Source organism: Streptomyces sp. SAI-170, from assembly GCF_049739565.1.
Lineage (GTDB): Bacteria > Actinomycetota > Actinomycetes > Streptomycetales > Streptomycetaceae > Streptomyces.
In genome coordinates this window covers 2,237,411-2,254,919 of the sequence record NZ_JBMGQD010000001.1, presented here as the reverse complement: position 1 = coordinate 2,254,919, position 17,509 = coordinate 2,237,411, and the positions used below count along the sequence as shown (strand labels likewise).

Sequence of the window (17,509 nt, the reverse complement as noted above, 5' to 3'; positions counted from 1 at the left end):
CGTCTGGCGGCTTGCCGGTCGTGGGTGGCTGGTCGCGCAGTTCCCCGCGCCCCTAGGGGCCGTGGGGGCTGCTGCCGTCCTGCGGTCGCCGGTCGTGTGTGGTTGGCCGCGCAGTTCCCCGCGCCCCTAGGTGGCCTAGGGCGCTGTCCGGTCACGGGGCTCCGGGGCCAGTAGCTCGGCCAGGTGCAGGGCTTCGTGGCCGGCGCTGTTCAGCTCGTGGATCTGGGTGCGGCAGCTGAAGCCGTCGGCGAGGACCTTTGTCGAGGGGTCGGCCTCCCGAAGGCGGGGCAGCAGTGCTCGCTCGGCGATGGCGTGGCTGACCTCCAGGTGGCCGCGTTCGAAGCCGAAGTTTCCGGCGAGGCCGCAGCAGCCGGTGTCCAGGCGCTCGGCGTCGACTCCGGCGCGGCGGAGGAGTTCGGCGTCGGCGTCCCACCCGAGGACGGCGTGCTGGTGGCAGTGCACCTGGACCAGGGCCTGCCCGGAACGCCGCGGCGGCTCGTAGCCGGGACTGTGTTCGGTGAGCAGCTCGGCCAGGGTCACGGTGGCGTCCCGCAGAGGGCGTACGTCCAGGGAGTTCGGGAACAGCTCGGCCGCGTCCGACCGCAGGACGGCCGTGCAGCTGGGCTCCAGACCGACCACCAGGCCGCCGCCGCGCACATGCGGGGCGAGACGGCGCACGGTCCGCGTCAACACACGCTCGGCGACGCCGAGTTGGCCGGTGGAGATCCAGGTCAGCCCGCAGCACAGCGGCTCTTCGGGCACGACGACCCGCCAGCCCGCGTCGGCGACGAGCCGTACGGCGGCCCGGCCGACGTGCGGGTGCAGGAAGTTGGTGAAGGTGTCCGGCCACAGCACGACCGTGCCGCGGGAGCCGTCGCCGTACGGCCCGGTGCGGGTGTACCACCGCTGGAGGCTCTCCCCGGCGAACCGCGGCAGCTCGCGGTCGGCGAGCCCGGCCAGCCGCGCGGCCGCCCTGTGAAGGCCGGGGGAGTGGGTGAGGGCGTTGACGGCGGGCGCGAGCCGGGCGCGGTCGACCACCTGGGCGAGCGCGGGCAGCCAGCCCAGCGACCAGTCCGAGCGCGGCCGCCGCCAGGGCCGGCCCGCGTAGTGGTGGGCCAGGAACTCCGCCTTGTACGTGGCCATGTCGACGTCGGCCGGGCAGTCCCGGCGGCATCCCTTGCAGGCCAGGCACAGGTCGAGGGCGTCGCGCACGGCCTCGGAGCGCCAGCCGTCGCGCAGCGGGCCGTCGCCGTGTCCGTCGAGCATCTCGAACAGCAGCCGGGCCCGGCCGCGGGTGGAGTGCTCCTCCTCCAGGGTGACCTGGTAGGACGGGCACATCACCTGCCCGCCCTCGGTGCTCAGTTGACGGCACTTGCCGACCCCGACACAGCGGTTCGCGGCCTGCGTGAACGAGCCGCCGTCGTGCGGGAAGCGGAAGTGCAGGTCGCGGGGCTCGTACGGGGCCCAGTCGCCGCCGAGCCGCAGGTGCTCGTCCAGCCGGTACGGCGCCACGACCTTGCCGGGATTCATCCGGTCGAGCGGGTCGAAGACGGCCTTCAGCCGGCCGAAGGCCTCCACGAGCACCGGCCCGAACAACCGCGGCAGCAGCTCGCCCCGGCTCTGACCGTCCCCGTGCTCCCCGGAGAAGGACCCGCCGAACTCCACCACCAGGTCCGCCGCCCGCTCCATGAACCGCCGGTATTCGGCGACCCCTTCGGCGGAGTACAGGTCGAAGGGGATGCGGGTGTGCACACAGCCCTGCCCGAAGTGGCCGTACAGACTCGGCCCGGTGTCGCTCTCGTAGCCGAACTCCCGGAACAGGGCCCGCAGTCGGCGCAGATAGTCGCCGAGCCGCTCGGGTGCGACCGCGGAGTCCTCCCAGCCCTCGAAGGTGTCGGGCCGGTGCGGCACATGCGCCGTGGCGCCGAGCCCCGCCTCACGGACCTGCCACAACTGCTCCTCGCCTGCCGGGTCGTCGAGGAACGCCACCTGCGCGTCGTGCTCCGTCTCGCCGAGCGCGTCCAGCATGCGGTGCGCCCGCTCGTCGGACTCCGCGACGCTCTCGCCGCCGAACTCCACCATCAAGAAGGCGTTGCCCTCCGGGAGTTGCTCCAGCGCCCGCCGGTTGAGGTGCTTGAGCCGCTCGTCGTGGACGAGGTGCGCGTCCACGCCCTCCAGCGCCATCGGCTCGTACGGCAGGATGTCCGGCACCGCGTCCGCCGCCCGCGCCACGTCGTCGAACCCCAGCACCACCAAGCTCCGTTCCGGCACGACCGGCACCAGCTCCAGCTCCGCGCGCAGTACGGTCACCAGGGTCGACTCGCTGCCGACCAGCAGGCCCGCGACGTCGAACCCGTGCTCCGGGAGCAGGGAGTCGAGGTTGTAGCCGGAGACCCGGCGCGGGATGTCCGGGAAGCGGCGGCGGATCTCGTCGGCGTAGGTGTCCCGTAGGGCGCGCAGCGAGCGGTACACCGCCGCGCACGGGTCTCCGCGCCGCTCGATGCGGGCGTACTCCTCGTCGTCGGTCTCCCCGCACCAGAAGCGGGTGCCGTCGTGGAGCAGCACCTCCAGGCGGGCGATGTTGTCGACGACCTTGCCGGTGGCCTGGGCGGTGGCGCCGCAGGAGTTGTTGCCGATCATGCCGCCGATCGTGCAGTTCATATGGGTGGCGGGCTCCGGCCCGAAGCGCAGCCCGTGAGGAGCGAGACGCCGGTTCAGCTCGTCCGGGACGATGCCGGGCTGCACCACGCAGGTGCGCGCCTCGGTGTCGACGGACTCCAGCTGGTGGCAGTACTTGGACCAGTCCAGGACGACCGCGGTGTTGGTGCACTGCCCGGCCAGGCTGGTCCCGCCGCCCCGCGACAGCACGGGCGCGCCGTGCTCCCGGGCGACGGCCACCGCCTGAACGGCGGCCTCCGGGGTGTGCGGCACCACCACGCCGATCGGGGTCTGCCGGAAGTTCGAGGCGTCCGTGGAGTACGCCGCCCTGCTCCCCGCGTCGAACCGCACCTCCCCGTCCACCCGGGCCCGCAGCGCGGCCTCCAGCGCGACACGGTCCACCTGCGCGACGGCGGGCGGTCGGACGACGGGGTCGGGCAGCTCCGACGCGGGCATGGACGGCCTCCCTCCGGGACGGCTGCCGGGTACCCGGCTCGCCCCGCGGGCAACCCGGCGACGTCAGCCCGTGGGCGTGTGCCGCGGGCAGGAGGCGCTGCGCGGCGAGGGCAGGCCCGGCAGCGCGCCCTCCGGCGGCGTGGCGCTCAGGCCCCAGGCCGACCTGATCGCGGTGATGAGGGGACGGGCGCTGTACGGGGAGATCTCCAGCTCCTGACGCGCCTGGGCGAGCAGGTCGGGGTCACCGTCCGGACTGCCCCCGGCCGCCGCCCGGCGGCGGGTGAGGTCCGGTCTGCCGAAGATGTCCAGCAGCGTCAGCGAGAACAGCACATACGCCGAGGCCTCGTCGACCAGCAGCCGGGTCGGCTCGGGAAGGGTCCCCGCCGCGGCCCCCAGCCGGCCGTCCAGATCCTGGAAGGCGACCTGGTGCAGCGCCCGGTGCAGGTCGGCCGACGGGCAGGGGCACAGATGCCGCAGCTGAGCCATCAGCGCACGGAAGGAGAGCAGGACCGCGCTCGTCTCAGGGGTCCACTGCTGCTTGGCCAGCAGCGTACGGAAACCCGCCAGGGTCTCGGCGAGCTCCTCCAGGATCATCTGCCGGGAGATGTCGGTCAGCTCGAAGAACCGCGTCTTGTCCTCGATCTCCATGATGCGCAGCCCGTAGCGGATCAGATCGCGCGGCAGGCCGCCCGACAGGGCGTGGGCGAGCAGACTGTACGGCTCCGACAGGCCGGGCGCCCGCCGCTGAAGGATGTCCTTGGACTCGGTGAGCGTGCAGGGCTGGACATGCAGGATGTCGTCGAGGGAGCTGTCGGTCACGCCCCGGTGCGGCAGGCCGCGCCGCACGAACGAGGCGCCCACGTCCTCGGCCACCGAGATCAGACAGTGCACATGGGGCACGCCCAGGATCGCCTTGATCTCGCCGAGGAACTCCAGCGCCTGGGCGTCCGAGCCGAGTCGGTCCACCTCGTCGATGGCGATCACGACCCTGCCCCGGCGCAGGAAACGCTCCCGGGCGATGTCCGTCAGCAGCTCGCGGAAGTCCGACACCAGCTCCGGCATGGTGGGCGGCACGGTCGACAGCGAGGTCGTGTGCGCGGCCAGCAACTGGGGCGGGCCGGTGGTCACGGCGGTGGCGGAGGTCTGCACCGTCTGCAGCCGGTAGAGCTGGTTGCGGCACCTGGTCACGAGCGGCGCCTCGGGCCGGGGCGCGGTCCACGACCCCGCTCTGATCAGCACCAGCCCGAGCAGCAGTCCGGCGGCACGCAGTGGATTGCCGGTGTCGGTCACGACGCTGCCCAGGGAGGGTTCCCGGCTGAGCAGGTACAGGTCCGCCACGAGCAGGACCCCGGTCAGGCCCCGGCGGAAGCGGCGGTCGTCGGCCAGGGGGATCGCGGGGAGCGCGGGGAGCGCCCCGACGTGCGCCTCGAGGTCCCTCGGCAACATCAGCGCCGCGAGGCCGACGCCCACGGCAAGGGCCACGAGCATCTCGGGCGACTGCCCGACCAGGTCGCGGGCGTTGCGCCGGACGTCGTCGTCGAAGAGCAGCGAGACGGGCGCCGAGACGACCAGTGCATAACCAGCCAGCAGTGAGACTCCCTTCAGCCCGGTGCTCAGCAGCGAGCCCAGCCGTGCCGAGCGCCGCAGCCGCCACAGCAGGACCCCCGCCAGTGTCGCGGCGAGTGCCTGGCCCACCCGCTCCCCGCGCCACACGGCGACCGTGGTGTCGGTCAGCCCGTCCCACAGGTCCTGGGCGGTGTCCAGCGCCGGGTCGTCGTATCGCACACCCGCCGAGCGCGTCGCCGCGCCCAGGCCGAGCACCACCAGCGCCCCGGCGGGCAGCGCGAACAGCAGGAACCGCGTCACCCGGCGCAGGGCGGGGCCGGCACTGCGGGCCGCTCTGCGGAAGGCCGACAGCCGCGCGAACTCCGGGACGTCCTGGCCGTGCTCGGTGAGATACCGCTCGCACACCGTGATGTACAGCGACAGCAGGAACTCGTACGGCGAATAGCTCGCCGGCGCCTGGACGACGACCGCGAAGTCCGCCTCCTCGGCGCAGCTCTCCAGCAGGGTCGTCTTGCCCGCGCCACGCGGACCGCTGACCGCGATGGTGCCGCCTTCGCGCTGGGCGACCTTCCGCGCCAGCTGCCGGGCCGCCTCGTTGCCGATCACGTACTGCCGGTTGCGCGGGGAGCGCAGCCCGTCGTAGCTGTCCGGCAGCAGCAGCGAGTCCACGTCGTCGCCGAGGAGGGCCTCGACCACGCGCTCCATCAGCGGGCCCACGCCGTGGAGTTGGAGGTCGCGCCGCCAGCGCCGCTCGGCGGAGCCCGCCCGTTCACCTCGAATCCACAGCACGGCCGCCAGGGCCGCTTCGCTCAGGTTGTGCCGTACCCGCATGCGCCACAGCGGGTTCCGGTGGACCGCGAGCGCCGCCAGGGCGGGCGGCAGCGCGGCGAGGCCGACGACCGTCCAGGACGCCACGGCGAGGGCGCCGAGGAAGAACAGGCCGAGCAGACACAGCACGACGGTCGCCGGGGCGACCGGGTCATGCACGTACTCGCGGCGCAGCCGCGTCGCCTCGAACCGCCCGAGCAGCCCCTGGAAGCGCCGCCGGCTCTCCTCGCACGGCTGGAGGGCCCGTCGGACGTTGGCCTCGGTCAGCATCGCCGCGCGGACGTTCTCCGCGGTCGCCTGGGGGCGTTTGCCCAGCCGCCGCGCGACGGCCGGTTCGGCCAGACAGGTGTCGACGACGGCGGCGTAGGCGATCGCCTCCCGCTCATGGGCGAAGAGATCGGCGATCTGCCACGGTGCGCTGCGGTGGGGGCGTGGCATGGGCGGGGCGGGCCTTTCGGGTGGCGTGCGTGGCGTGGGTGGGTGGCGGCGGGGCCGTTGGGCGCCGTGCCGGGCGGTGGCGGCGGGCAGGTGCGTCCGGGGCGCCGCGCCCTCATGGACAGGCCGGCCGGGGTCAGGAGGTCCCTGCGCGGGCGCGTTCCAGTTCCGCCCTCGATATGCGGGTGCCCTTCTTGTGCTCGACCTGGAAGAGGGCCTCCAGGCCGGGCTCGAACGGCGGGCGCATGCCGTAGGTGACGGCGTGGGCGGAGGCGTCGTCCAGGAGGCGGCCCACGCACTGGGCGAGGGTCGAGGGGCCGGAGCCGGAGTAGCCCCAGGAGAGGCCGGGGGCGTCCATGCTGGGGGCGGGGTAGAGCACGCCGTCGCGGGTGCGGACCCAGATCGGTTCGTCGAGGACGACCTCCTTCAGGACCGAGCCGGCGGGCAGCCGTTTGGGGGCGTGGCCCAGATAGCTGATCGCGCGCGCGTCGTTGAACATGAACCGGCCCTTGAACGCCACCACGGGGCTGCCGGTGACCGGGTCGACGAAGGTCCCGACCAGTTTGGCGTCGTCGTAGGCCAGCAGACGGTGGATGGCCGTCGGCCGCACCGGCCGCAGCCGGTTGATCCACTCCGCGCCCTGGCGTGTGACACCGTTGCGGTCGAGGCTGAAGGCACCGCCGAAGGGCAGGTCCTCCCCGCTCCACATGCTGATCTGCTCCAGGCACTCCACCGCGTGGTCGTCGGTGCGCGCGCACAGCTCGGCGAGCCCACGGGCGACGACGTCGGACGGGACGGTCTCCGCACGGCCGGGGTCGTCGGTGCCGGGCACGGCCGGCAGCACCATCGCCGCGCGTTCCTTGCGGGCCTTGGCGGAGCCGTCCTTGCCGCCTCTTGTGTCGAGGATCTCCTCCACCTCGTGCACCGCCGACTCGGCGGCGCGGGTGCGCATCTCGTGCCCGATGGTGAAGCACGCCCCGCGCACGGGGGAGTCGGGCGCCTCGGTCGCGGCCAGTTCGTACAGGGGCTCCCACGACGGCCAGGTGACCGGCTCGACGGGCACGGGCGCGTCCCCCGGCCGCCAGGCCGTCAGATGCTCGGGCCGCCGCAACTCCGAGGGCCACCAGGGCACTTGGGTGCCGATGTGCGCCGCGATCTCCGACCACCAAGGCTCGTACGGCAGGTCGGGGCGGGCCCGGTCGACCGCCGTGAGGTCGGGGCCGTACAGGCCGTAGTCGTGCCGGACGACGACCACCGTCGTCGCCTTCTCGTGGAAGTCGAGCAGCGTGCGCGGGCCGATGGGAAAGGACCGCGGATAGGCGATCAGCAGCAGCCCCGCGTCCGTCTGCCACGACCCGGCGAAGTGCTCGCCGACGTCGGCCTCGTCGGACGTGACGTACCGGCCGCCCAGATAGCGGGGTTCCGCGGTGCCGGCCGGCCGCAGCAGCAGTGGGACGTGGTCGGCGAGGGCGGGACGGGAGCGGGCGAGCCAGCGGGCGAACGCCTGGCCGTGCCACTGGGTGACCCCGTCCGTGTACTTCGGATCGACCGGGGCGATCATGCCGGGGTCCGCGAGGAGATTCTCCCAGGCGCTCTCCGACAGACCGAAGGCCTTCCGCAGCTCGGCAGCTGTCATGCTCTCCAACATGTCCCCCCGCAGGCGCTGTTCGTCCCGTCCGCCTCCCATGATGCGTGGTGCCACTGACAATGCCGCGCGACGCCGGTCGACGTCCGAGGCTGTCGCGCACCGTGTCGCTGTTGGGCTGAACGGGTGACTTGGCGTAAGAATTGGCTGGTGCAGGCGATGAGTGCGAGTCAGATCGGGGGGAGCCGGTGAACAGCCACGACGTCACCGATGAACAGTGGGAGGGGCTCGCCCAGGTCGTGCCGTTGCGGGGGCGCGACGCCTGGCCGTCGTCGGTGGGGCACCGCGCGCTGCCGGAAGCGGCGACCGAGACGCGGCGCCGTTTCGTGGTGCTGCGGGTCAATGTGTTCGCCGACGCCCGCGAGGTCGCCGAGACGCTGATGGCGGGCATCCCCGTGCTGCTCGACCTCACCGGCGCGGAGTCCGAGGTCGCCAAGCGTGTCCTCGACTTCAGCACCGGCGTCGTCTTCGGCCTGGCCAGCGGGATGCACCGGGTGGACCGCAACGTCTTCCTGCTGACCCCGGCCGGCACGGAGGTCCAGGGCCTCATGGCGAGCGCGGGCGTGCCGGGCGTGTGAGGACACCTCCGTGCGTCCGGCGCCCGAGGTGCCACGGCGGGCCGGAGGCCGGCCGGCCGGGCGGTCGCAGCGCCCTGGGCGGCCGACCGGCCGCCGGCCCGCGGCCACCGGTCCGCCCGCGGGCCCGTAGGCGCCCGATCGGTCGAGGGCCCGGTTTCGGCCGGTCGGTCGTGGGCCCGCCGTCGGTCGGTCGCGGGCCTGGGGGTCGCTGTGCGGCTGTGACCCGGGCGCGTTGGTGCTGTGGGCCCGTAGGCGCTTGCTCGGTCGAGGGCCCGGTGTCGGCCGGTCGGTTGCGGGCCCGCCGTCGGTCGGTCGCGGGCCTGGGGGTCGCTGTGCGGCTGTGACCCGGGCGCGTTGGTGCTGTGGGCCCGTAGGCGCCTGCTCGGTCGAGGGCCCGGTGTCGGCCGGTCGGTTGCGGGCCCGCCGTCGGTCGGTCGCGGGCCTGGGGATCGCTGTGCGGCTGCGATCCGGGGCGCGTGTCGGTGCTGCTGGCCCGTAGGCGCCTGCTCGGTCGATGGCCTGATGCCGATCGGTCGGTCGTGGCCCGCCGCCGGCCGGTCGTGGGCCTGGTGTTGATCGGTCGCGGGCCTGGGGGTCGCTGTGCGGCTCTGACCCGGGCGCGTGTCGGTGCTGCGGGCCCGTAGGCGCCTGCATGGTCGAGGGCCCGATGTCGATCGGTCGGTCGCGGGCCCGGCGTTGATCGGTCGCGGCCCCAGGGGGCGCCGTGCGGCTGCGATCAGGGGCGCGTGTCGGTACTGCTGGCCCGTAGGCGCCCGGTCGGTCGAGGCCCGGTGTCGGCCGGGTCACTCGCGGCCAGGAGTCGCCGCGCGGCCCCGACCCGGGGCGCGGCGTCGGTGCTGCGGCCCCTGGGTCGCCCGATCGTAGGAAACGCGTCGAGGTGGAACGGTTCGCCTGGGAACGGAGACCTACGGTCCGCATATGGTCGTACGCCCCGGGTCCTCCGCCCCGTCCTCCCGCAGTGCACGTCCCGAGTCCGTCCCGGCGCCGCGTGAGGCGTCGGGAGAGCCGGCCCTGTTGGCGCGGGAGCCGTCGGTCGAGGCCGGCCCGGAGGGTCCGCCGGGCCCGGAGCGGGGTGTCGGGCGGCCCCGGATCACCGAGCTGCGGCTGTCCGCGTTCGCCGGGCATCGCGGGGTCGGCTTTCCGCTCGGGCCGGTCACGCTGTTGACCGGGCCCAGTGGCTGCGGGAAGAGCACGGCGCTGCGGGCGTACGAGGCGCTGGCGCGGCTCGGCGGCGGTGCCGGGCTGTACGACGTGTTCACCGAGCCGGAGGCCTACGTGCCGGAGTGGGCCCGGCCCGACGCCCAGCGGCGCCGCGGGTTCCGTATCGGGTGCACGGCCGACGGACCCGAGGGACCCGTCCGGCTCGACGTCGCCGTACAGGCCGAGCCGGAGCTGCGGATCGTCGGCGAGCGGCTGTCCGCCGACGGGGTCGTCCTCCTCCAGACCGCTCTGCGCGATCCGAGCCGTCCTGTCGTGCAGGCCGCCTGGCACACCGCGGGCAGCGCACCCGTCACCCGCGCCCCGCTGCCCGACGACCGGCTGGGCACGGCCCTGCTGCCGCTGCGCGTGGCCGGCAAGACGGACGGACAGCGGCGGGTGCTCGCCGCCGCCGAGCAGATGGTCGTCGCGCTGCGCTCGGTCTTCGCCTGCGACCCCGACCCCGGCCGGATGCGCGGGCCCGTGCCCGTCGGCTCGGGCCGGCTGCTGCCGGGCTGCGACAACCTCGCCGGCGTGCTGTGGCGGCACCCGCGCCGAGTGCGGCCAGCGGCACGCCCGGTACGTCGCGGCCGTCCGCGCCGCGTGCACCGGCCCGGTCCTGGACGTCGTCGCCGAGCCCGAGGGCCGCGGCATGGTCCGCGGGCTGCTCGAACGCGGCGACGGGCTGCGCACCGGCTTCGCCCGCCTCGGCGACGGCGAGCTGCGCCACCTCGCCCTCGCCCTGGTGCTGCTCACCGGCCCCGGGGTTCTCGACCTCGACCCCCCGGGCGAGGTGCCTTCGGCCCTGCAGGCGCTCACCGTGCTCTCCGACGGCTTCGACCGGGCGCTCGACCCCCGCCAGCGCGCGGAGCTGGCCCGGCTGGCCGTACGGATGGCCGAGCACGGCCACATCCGGTGCGTCGGCACGGTCAGCGACGCCTCGTGGGTCGCGGGGACGCCCGGCGTGACAGTGGTACACCTGGACAGGTGACAGAAGATCCGCGGCCGCTGGACGTGGCCGGACTCCAGCGCAGGCTCGCCGAGTTCGCCGCCGCGCGCAACTGGCAGCCGTACCACACCCCCAAGAACCTCGCCGCCGCCCTCAGTGTCGAGGCGTCCGAACTGGTCGAGATCTTCCAGTGGTTGACGCCCGAGGAGTCCGCGCGGGTGATGGACGACCCCGGCACCGCGCACCGCGTCACCGACGAGGTGGCCGACGTGCTGGCCTACCTCCTGCAGCTGTGCGAGGTGCTCGGCATCGACGCACTGGCCGCGCTGGATGCGAAGATCGACCGCAACGAGCGCCGTTTCCCGGCACCTTGAGGAGTAGAACCACGCCGTCCGCTTTCACTCTCCGCAGTCATAATCGAGTCCGAATCCGAATTGTTGTCCACAGATTTCCGTCTTCCTCTGGCTTTTCGCCGCACGGAGCTTCACTCTGGGTAGTGGACAAGGGAGTTCGGGCGGACGTGCGGAGAGCGCGTCGGGACAGACGGGGGCAGCGCATGGACGCGGTGCGGCTCATCCTGACGAGCAGGCGTGCCCTGGCGGGAAGCGGCGAGGTGCCGCAGATCATGGCGGAGGTGTGGCAGGCGCAGTCGCTCGCCCAGGCGATCGGCAGCAGGCTCGCGGTCTTCGGCCCACCCCAGCTGCGCGGCGAGGCGCTGGGCCTCACCGAGCTGGCGGGCCGCGGCTGCGGCGTCCTCGACGAACCGCAACTGGGCCCCGGCGAACTGCGCGCGGCCCAGCTGACCGAACTGGGCGACGCCCGCCAGGCCCTCCTCAGCCTCGGCGGGCTCCTCGGAGAGGTCGGCATAGCCCTGGTCGGCGTGGCGAGCGCCGCCGCCGACGAGGGCACGTACTGGCAGTGCATGGAGGCCATCGACGCGGCCGACGAATCGCGGGACCGCGTGCTGGAGATGCTCAGACGCCTCGCGGACGGCGAGGAAGCCTTAGCCGCGGTTCCTTAGGGACGCCGCTTCCTCTTCAGCCGGGCCCCGCCCGGAGGCCTGAAGGTCGGCATCCAACGCGGAAAGGTCGGCATTCAGCGCCGCCATCAGCTCCTCCATCTGCTGGAGCAGCCCCTTCGGCGCGGTTTCCTCGGACATCCAACGGCCTCCTAGCCTCAAGCTTCCTAGCCCTGCGCACGAGCAACGATCATCGCCGGACCCGGTCACGGTGCAGGATGGAAGGCATGGATCTCCGCATCTTCACCGAACCACAGCAAGGCGCCACCTACGACACCCTCCTCACCGTGGCCAAGGCCACGGAAGACCTCGGCTTCGACGCCTTCTTCCGCTCCGACCACTACCTCAAGATGGGTGACGTCGACGGCCTGCCCGGCCCCACCGACGCCTGGATCACCCTCGCGGGCCTCGCGCGGGAGACCAAGCGCATCCGGCTCGGCACCCTGATGACCGCGGCCACCTTCCGGCTGCCCGGCGTGCTCGCCATCCAGGTCGCCCAGGTCGACCAGATGTCCGGCGGCCGCGTCGAACTGGGCCTGGGCGCGGGCTGGTTCGCCGAGGAGCACACGGCGTACGGCGATCCCCTTCCCGAAGGAGAAGTTCGCCCGCCTGGAGGAGCAGCTGGAGATCGTCACCGGACTGTGGGCCACCCCGCCCGGCAAGACGTACGACTTCCGCGGCGCGCACTACGAGCTCACCGACTCGCCGGCCCTGCCCAAGCCCGCGCAGGAGAAGATCCCGGTCCTCGTCGGCGGCCACGGCCCGACCCGCACCCCGCGGCTGGCCGCCCGGTACGCGGACGAGTTCAACATGCCGTTCTCCTCGGTGGCGGACAGCGAGCGCCAGTTCGGCCGGGTGCGCGCCGCCGCGGAGGCCGCCGGCCGCGACGGCGACGACCTCGTGTACTCCAACGCCCTCGTCGTCTGCGTCGGCAGGGACGACCAGGAGGTGGCCCGCCGCGCCGCCGCGATCGGCCGTGAGGTCGAGGAGCTCAAGGCCAACGGCCTGGCCGGCTCCCCGGCCGAGGTCGTCGACAAGATCGGCCGCTACGCCGAGATCGGCGCCGGCCGCATCTACCTCCAGCTGCTCGACCTGCACGACCTGGACCACCTGGAGCTGATCTCCTCCCAGGTGCAGTCCCAGCTGGGCTGAGGGGCCCTCACGGCGGACGACGGCCGCACAGCCGGTCCCGCGGAAGGTGCCGGCGTGCGGTCTCACACGATGTGCCGGCCGCCGTCCACCGTGAGCACATCACCGGTCGTGTACCGCGCCCGGGTCAGATGCAGCACGGCCTCGGCCACGTCCTCGGGCGTGCCCACCCGGCGCAGCGGGGTGTGCTCGCTGACCCAGTCGCGCGAACTCGTCCAGACGTCCTCGGCCTCGTCGTACCAGGAGGTGTCGATCAGTCCCGGCGCGACCGCGTTGACCCGGATCTGAGGGCCGAGCTGGGAGGCGAGCAGCCGCGTCATGTGGTCGAGGGCGGCCTTGCTCACCGCGTAGGGCACGGAGCTGCCCAGGGCGCGGGTGGCGGAGACGGACGAGACGTTGACCACCGAGGCCGAGTCGGACCGGCGCAGATGGGGCACCGCGGCGATGGTCACCTGCCAGGCGCCGATCACATTGACGTCGAAGATCTCCCGCCAGACCGAGGCGTCCACCGCGTCCAGGTCGCTGAGCGGGATGAAGCGGGTGATGCCCGCGTTGTTCACCAGGGTGTCGAGACGCCCGTAGGCGTCGATCGCGGCCTGGACGATCCGCCGGGCGTCCGCCGGGTCGGCCACGTCACCCCGGACGTAGACCGCGTCCGGCAGCTCCGCCGCGAGTTCCCGGCCCGCCTTCTCGCTCCGGGCGGAGTTGACCACGACGCGCATTCCCTCCGCGGCCAGCCGCCGCGCGACCGCGGCGCCGATCCCGGACGACGAGCCGGTGACGAGTGCGACACGACTCTCGCTCATGCATGCCCCCTGTTGTCGGTCTGCAGACAGATGTCGGGACCATAGAATACCGAGTCGTGGAATGTATATTCCGTATTCCGGAATCGTAGAGGTCGCGAAAACGGAAGGCGCAGGTCACAGGCCCTGTGCGACAGTGGGCGTCGACCATCACCGAACGGCCTGAGAGGCCCGCCCATGTTCCTGACGATCACGACCACCGGCACCGCCGAACGCCCCGCCACCGACCTCGGCTACCTGCTGCACAAGCATCCGGACAAGGCGCAGGCGTTCTCCACCTCCTACGGCACGGCCCACGTCCTCTACCCCGAGGCGCAGCCCGAGCGCTGCACGGCGGCGCTGCTCCTGGAGGTCGACGCGGTGGCCCTGGTCCGCAGGGGCAAGGGACGCGGCGGCGCACCCGACGCGGCACTCGCGCAGTACGTCAACGACCGCCCCTACGCGGCCTCCTCCCTGCTTGCCGTCGCGTTGAGCAGCGTCTTCTCCAGCGCCATGCGGGGCGTCTGCCACGCCCGGCCGGAACTGCCGGAGCAGCCGCGCCCGCTCAGGATCGAGGTGCCCGCACTGCCCGCCCGCGGCGGCGCCGAGCTCGTACGGCGACTGTTCGAGCCGCTGGGCTGGGCCGTCACCGCCGAACCGATAGCCCTCGACGGCGAGTTCCCGGAGTGGGGCGACTCGCGGTACGTACGCCTCACCCTGGAGGCGGACACGCTCACCCTCGCCGAGGCCCTGCGGCATCTGTACGTCCTGCTGCCGGTCCTGGACGACGCCAAGCACTACTGGGTCGCGCCGGACGAGGTCGACAAGCTGCTGCGCGTCGGCGAGGGCTGGCTGCCCGGGCACCCCGAGCAGAAGCTGATCACCAGCCGCTACCTCTCCCGCCGCTGGTCGCTGACCCGGCAGGCGCTGGAGCGACTCGAACTGGTCCGGCTCGCGGAGGCCGACGACAGCGAGGTCGAGGATATCGACAACGCCGTCGAGGCGGAGACGGAGGACGAGGAGAAGCCGACTCCGCTGGCCGTGCAGCGGCGCGAGGCGATCGTCACCGCGCTGCGGGCCTCCGGTGCCGCGCGCGTGCTCGACCTCGGCTGCGGTCAGGGCCAGTTGGTGCAGGCCCTGCTGAAGGACGTGCGGTTCACCGAGATCGTCGGCCTGGACGTGTCCGTGCGGGCGCTGACCATCGCCGCGCGCCGGCTGAAGCTGGACCGCATGGGCGAGCGGCAGGCCTCGCGCGTCAGACTCCTCCAGGGCTCGCTCGCCTACACCGACAGCCGGCTCAAGGGCTACGACGCCGCCGTGCTCAGCGAGGTGATCGAGCACCTCGACCTGCCGCGGCTGCCCGCACTGGAGTACGCGGTGTTCGGCGCGGCCCGCCCCAGGACCGTGCTCGTGACCACCCCCAACGTCGAGTACAACGTCCGCTGGGAGTCCCTCCCGGCCGGACACGTCCGGCACGGCGACCACCGCTTCGAGTGGACCCGTGAGGAGTTCCGCACATGGGCGGACGCGGTGGCCGAACGGCACGGCTACGCCGTGGAGTTCGTGCCCGTGGGCCCGGACGACCCCGAGGTCGGCCCGCCGACCCAGATGGCCGTGTTCACCATGACGGACAAGACAGACGAGACCGCCAAGGCCGACAAGGAGGCGAAGGCCGCATGACACAGGCGACAACGACCGGGCGTACGCTCCCCGTCACCGACCTCTCCCTCGTCGTCCTGATCGGCGCCTCCGGCTCGGGCAAGTCGACGTTCGCCCGGCGGCACTTCAAGCCGACCGAGGTGATCTCCTCGGACTTCTGCCGCGGCCTGGTCTCCGACGACGAGAACGACCAGAGCGCCACCAAGGACGCCTTCGACGTCCTGCACTACATCGCGGGCAAGCGCCTCGCGGCCGGCCGCCGTACGGTCGTCGACGCCACCAGCGTCCAGTCCGACGCACGCAAGCAGCTGATAGCCCTGGCCAAGCAGTACGACGTGCTGCCCATCGCCATCGTGCTCGACGTGCCCGAGGACGTGTGCGCCGAGCGCAACGCGGCCCGCACCGACCGCGCCGACATGCCGCGCCGGGTCATCCAGCGGCACACCCGCGAACTCCGCCGCTCGCTGCGGCACCTGGAGCGCGAGGGCTTCCGCAAGGTGCACGTCCTGCGGGGCGTGGCGGAGATCGAGCACGCCACCGTCGTCACCGAGAAGCGGTTCAACGACCTGACCCACCTCACCGGCCCCTTCGACATCGTCGGCGACATCCACGGCTGCTCCGCCGAACTGGAGTCGCTGCTCGCCAAGCTGGGCTACGTCGACGGCGCGCACCCCGAGGGCCGTACGGCCGTCTTCGTCGGCGACCTCGTCGACCGAGGCCCGGACAGCCCGGGTGTGCTGCGCCGGGTGATGGCGATGGTGAAGTCGGGCAACGCCCTGTGCGTGCCCGGCAACCACGAGAACAAGTACGGCCGTCACCTGGGGGGCCGCAAGGTCCAGCACACCCACGGCCTGGCCGAGACCATCGAGCAGATGGAGGGCGAGAGCGAGGAGTTCAAGGCCGAGGTACGAGAGTTCATCGACGGGCTCGTCAGCCACTACGTCCTGGACGGCGGACGCCTGGTCGTCTGCCACGCCGGCCTGCCGGAGAAGTACCACGGCCGCACCTCGGGCCGGGTGCGCTCGCACGCGCTGTACGGCGAGACCACCGGAGAGACCGACGAGTTCGGGCTGCCGGTGCGCTACCCGTGGGCGGAGGACTACCGGGGCCGCGCGGCCGTGGTCTACGGCCACACCCCGGTCCCGGAGGCCACCTGGCTGAACAACACCATCTGCCTGGACACCGGCGCCGTCTTCGGCGGCAAGCTGACCGCGCTGCGCTGGCCGGAGCGGCAGCTGGTCGACGTACCGGCCGAGAAGGTCTGGTACGAGCCGGCGAAGCCGCTGCGGTCGGACGCGCCCGGCGGGCACGACGGGCGGCCGCTTGACCTGGCGGACGTGCACGGGCGGCGGGTCGTGGAGACCCGGCACCAGGGGCGGATCACGATCCGCGAGGAGAACGCGGCCGCGGCCCTGGAGGTCATGAGCCGGTTCGCGGTCGACCCGCGGCTGCTGCCGTACCTGCCGCCGACGATGGCGCCGACGGCGACCTCGCAGGTGGACGGCTATCTGGAGCACCCGGCGGAGGCCTTCGCGAGTTACGCCGCCGACGGTGTCGAGCGGGTCGTGTGCGAGGAGAAGCACATGGGCTCGCGGGCGGTGGTGCTGGTGTGCCGGGACGCCGAGGCGGCCCGGAAGCGGTTCGGGGTCGACGGTCCGACGGGCTCGATCCACACCCGTACCGGACGGCCGTTCTTCGACGACGCGGCGGTGACCGAGGAGATCCTCGGCCGGATCCGGACCGCGGTCGACGAGGCCGGACTGTGGGCCGAACTCGACACGAGCTGGCTGCTGTTGGACGCCGAGCTGATGCCCTGGTCGCTGAAGGCATCCTCGCTGCTGCGCTCGCAGTACGCGGCCGTCGGTGCCGCGTCCGGGGCCGTGTTCCCGGACGCGCTGGCCGCGCTGGAGGGCGCGGCGGCCCGCGGGGTCGAGGTGGCCGGCCTGCTGGACCGGCAGCGCGAACGCGCCTCCAGCGCGGCCGCGTTCACCTCGGCGTACCGCCGCTACTGCTGGACCACGGACGGCCTGGACGGTGTCCGCCTGGCGCCGTTCCAGATCCTGGCCGCGCAGGGCCGCAGCCTCGCCGGGCTGCCGCACGACGAGCAGCTCGCCCTGCTGGACCGGCTGGTGGAGCACGACAACACCGGCCTGCTCCAGACGACTCGGCGGCTCCACGTCGACACCGGTGACCCCGAGTCGGTGCGGGCCGGTATCGACTGGTGGCTGGAGATGACCGGGCGCGGCGGCGAGGGCATGGTCGTCAAGCCGGTCGGTGCGATCGTCCGCGACGGACAGGGCCGGCTGGTGCAGCCCGGCATCAAGTGCCGGGGCCGTGAGTACCTGCGGATCATCTACGGCCCGGAGTACACGCGCCCCGACAACCTCGCCCGGCTGCGCCGGCGGTTCCTCAACCACAAGCGCTCCCTCGCCATCCGCGAGTACGCGCTCGGCCTGGAGGCCCTCGACCGCCTCGCCGAGGGCGAGCCGCTGTGGCGGGTGCACGAGGCGGTCTTCGGGGTGCTGGCCCTGGAGTCGGAGCCGGTGGACCCGCGGCTCTAGCCGACGA

At 73.1% G+C, this 17,509-nt stretch carries 10 protein-coding genes and 2 pseudogenes; 7 read left to right on the top strand and 5 right to left on the bottom strand.

Annotated features, from left to right (window positions below):
• Window positions 1-135: 135 nt before the first annotated feature.
• The 3 genes from RKD23_RS09960 to RKD23_RS09950 form a co-directional block, all read right to left on the bottom strand.
• Window positions 136-3,114: an FAD-binding and (Fe-S)-binding domain-containing protein gene (locus RKD23_RS09960; RefSeq protein WP_424853363.1), complete on the bottom strand. Its 2,979-nt coding sequence runs from the start codon at window positions 3,112-3,114 to the stop codon at window positions 136-138.
• Between the two features lie 63 nt (window positions 3,115-3,177).
• Complete coding sequence (locus tag RKD23_RS09955) at window positions 3,178-5,946, bottom strand: hypothetical protein (protein WP_424853362.1); 2,769 nt, start codon at window positions 5,944-5,946, stop codon at window positions 3,178-3,180.
• A gap of 133 nt (window positions 5,947-6,079) precedes the next feature.
• The gene (locus tag RKD23_RS09950) at window positions 6,080-7,579 is read right to left on the bottom strand and encodes a hypothetical protein (RefSeq protein WP_424853361.1); all 1,500 of its coding nucleotides are present in this window, start codon (window positions 7,577-7,579) and stop codon (window positions 6,080-6,082) included.
• Between the two features lie 197 nt (window positions 7,580-7,776).
• On the opposite strand from RKD23_RS09950, the gene RKD23_RS09945 reads away from it, so the two are divergent.
• From RKD23_RS09945 to RKD23_RS09930, 4 genes and pseudogenes are all read left to right on the top strand, one after another.
• Complete coding sequence (locus tag RKD23_RS09945) at window positions 7,777-8,166, top strand: cell division protein SepF (protein WP_404033364.1); 390 nt, start codon at window positions 7,777-7,779, stop codon at window positions 8,164-8,166.
• 939 nt (window positions 8,167-9,105) lie between these two features.
• A pseudogene (locus RKD23_RS09940) lies at window positions 9,106-10,375 on the top strand (ATP-binding protein).
• Window positions 10,372-10,707, top strand: a complete 336-nt coding sequence (locus RKD23_RS09935; RefSeq protein ID WP_404033359.1) for a nucleotide pyrophosphohydrolase — start codon at window positions 10,372-10,374, stop codon at window positions 10,705-10,707. Before RKD23_RS09940 ends, RKD23_RS09935 begins: the two are co-directional and overlap by 4 nt.
• A 182-nt stretch (window positions 10,708-10,889) precedes the next feature.
• Window positions 10,890-11,354 carry a DUF6099 family protein gene (locus RKD23_RS09930; protein ID WP_424853360.1) on the top strand — a complete coding sequence of 155 codons (465 nt, stop codon included), beginning with the start codon at window positions 10,890-10,892 and terminating at the stop codon, window positions 11,352-11,354.
• Here the strand turns inward: RKD23_RS09930 and RKD23_RS09925 are convergent.
• Window positions 11,337-11,492, bottom strand: a complete 156-nt coding sequence (locus RKD23_RS09925; RefSeq protein ID WP_424853359.1) for a hypothetical protein — start codon at window positions 11,490-11,492, stop codon at window positions 11,337-11,339. The two genes, RKD23_RS09930 and RKD23_RS09925, sit on opposite strands and share 18 nt — an antisense overlap.
• An 86-nt stretch (window positions 11,493-11,578) precedes the next feature.
• On the opposite strand from RKD23_RS09925, the pseudogene RKD23_RS09920 reads away from it, so the two are divergent.
• A pseudogene (locus RKD23_RS09920) lies at window positions 11,579-12,503 on the top strand (LLM class F420-dependent oxidoreductase).
• A 62-nt stretch (window positions 12,504-12,565) separates the two neighbouring features.
• Here the strand turns inward: RKD23_RS09920 and RKD23_RS09915 are convergent.
• On the bottom strand, window positions 12,566-13,306 hold the full coding sequence (locus RKD23_RS09915) for an SDR family NAD(P)-dependent oxidoreductase (RefSeq protein ID WP_424853358.1): 741 nt from the start codon (window positions 13,304-13,306) through the stop codon (window positions 12,566-12,568).
• A 174-nt stretch (window positions 13,307-13,480) separates the two neighbouring features.
• Here RKD23_RS09915 and RKD23_RS09910 point away from each other — a divergent pair, with 174 nt between their 5' ends.
• Window positions 13,481-14,962 (top strand): 3' terminal RNA ribose 2'-O-methyltransferase Hen1, encoded by a 1,482-nt coding sequence (locus RKD23_RS09910; RefSeq protein ID WP_424853357.1) that lies wholly within the window; start codon window positions 13,481-13,483, stop codon window positions 14,960-14,962.
• On the top strand, window positions 14,959-17,502 hold the full coding sequence (locus RKD23_RS09905) for a polynucleotide kinase-phosphatase (protein ID WP_424853356.1): 2,544 nt from the start codon (window positions 14,959-14,961) through the stop codon (window positions 17,500-17,502). The genes RKD23_RS09910 and RKD23_RS09905 overlap by 4 nt, the downstream gene beginning before the upstream one ends.
• Window positions 17,503-17,509: the final 7 nt, after the last annotated feature.

Excerpts from the sequence above, each read along its gene's own strand:
- RKD23_RS09960 (WP_424853363.1), bottom strand. The coding sequence starts at position 3,114 with ATGCCCGCGTCGGAGCTGCCCGACCCCGTCGTCCGACCGCCCGCCGTC.
- RKD23_RS09955 (WP_424853362.1), bottom strand. The coding sequence starts at position 5,946 with ATGCCACGCCCCCACCGCAGCGCACCGTGGCAGATCGCCGATCTCTTC.
- RKD23_RS09950 (WP_424853361.1), bottom strand. The coding sequence starts at position 7,579 with ATGACAGCTGCCGAGCTGCGGAAGGCCTTCGGTCTGTCGGAGAGCGCC.
- RKD23_RS09930 (WP_424853360.1), top strand. The coding sequence starts at position 10,890 with ATGGACGCGGTGCGGCTCATCCTGACGAGCAGGCGTGCCCTGGCGGGA.
- RKD23_RS09925 (WP_424853359.1), bottom strand. The coding sequence starts at position 11,492 with ATGTCCGAGGAAACCGCGCCGAAGGGGCTGCTCCAGCAGATGGAGGAG.
- RKD23_RS09915 (WP_424853358.1), bottom strand. The coding sequence starts at position 13,306 with ATGAGCGAGAGTCGTGTCGCACTCGTCACCGGCTCGTCGTCCGGGATC.
- RKD23_RS09910 (WP_424853357.1), top strand. The coding sequence starts at position 13,481 with ATGTTCCTGACGATCACGACCACCGGCACCGCCGAACGCCCCGCCACC.
- RKD23_RS09905 (WP_424853356.1), top strand. The coding sequence starts at position 14,959 with ATGACACAGGCGACAACGACCGGGCGTACGCTCCCCGTCACCGACCTC.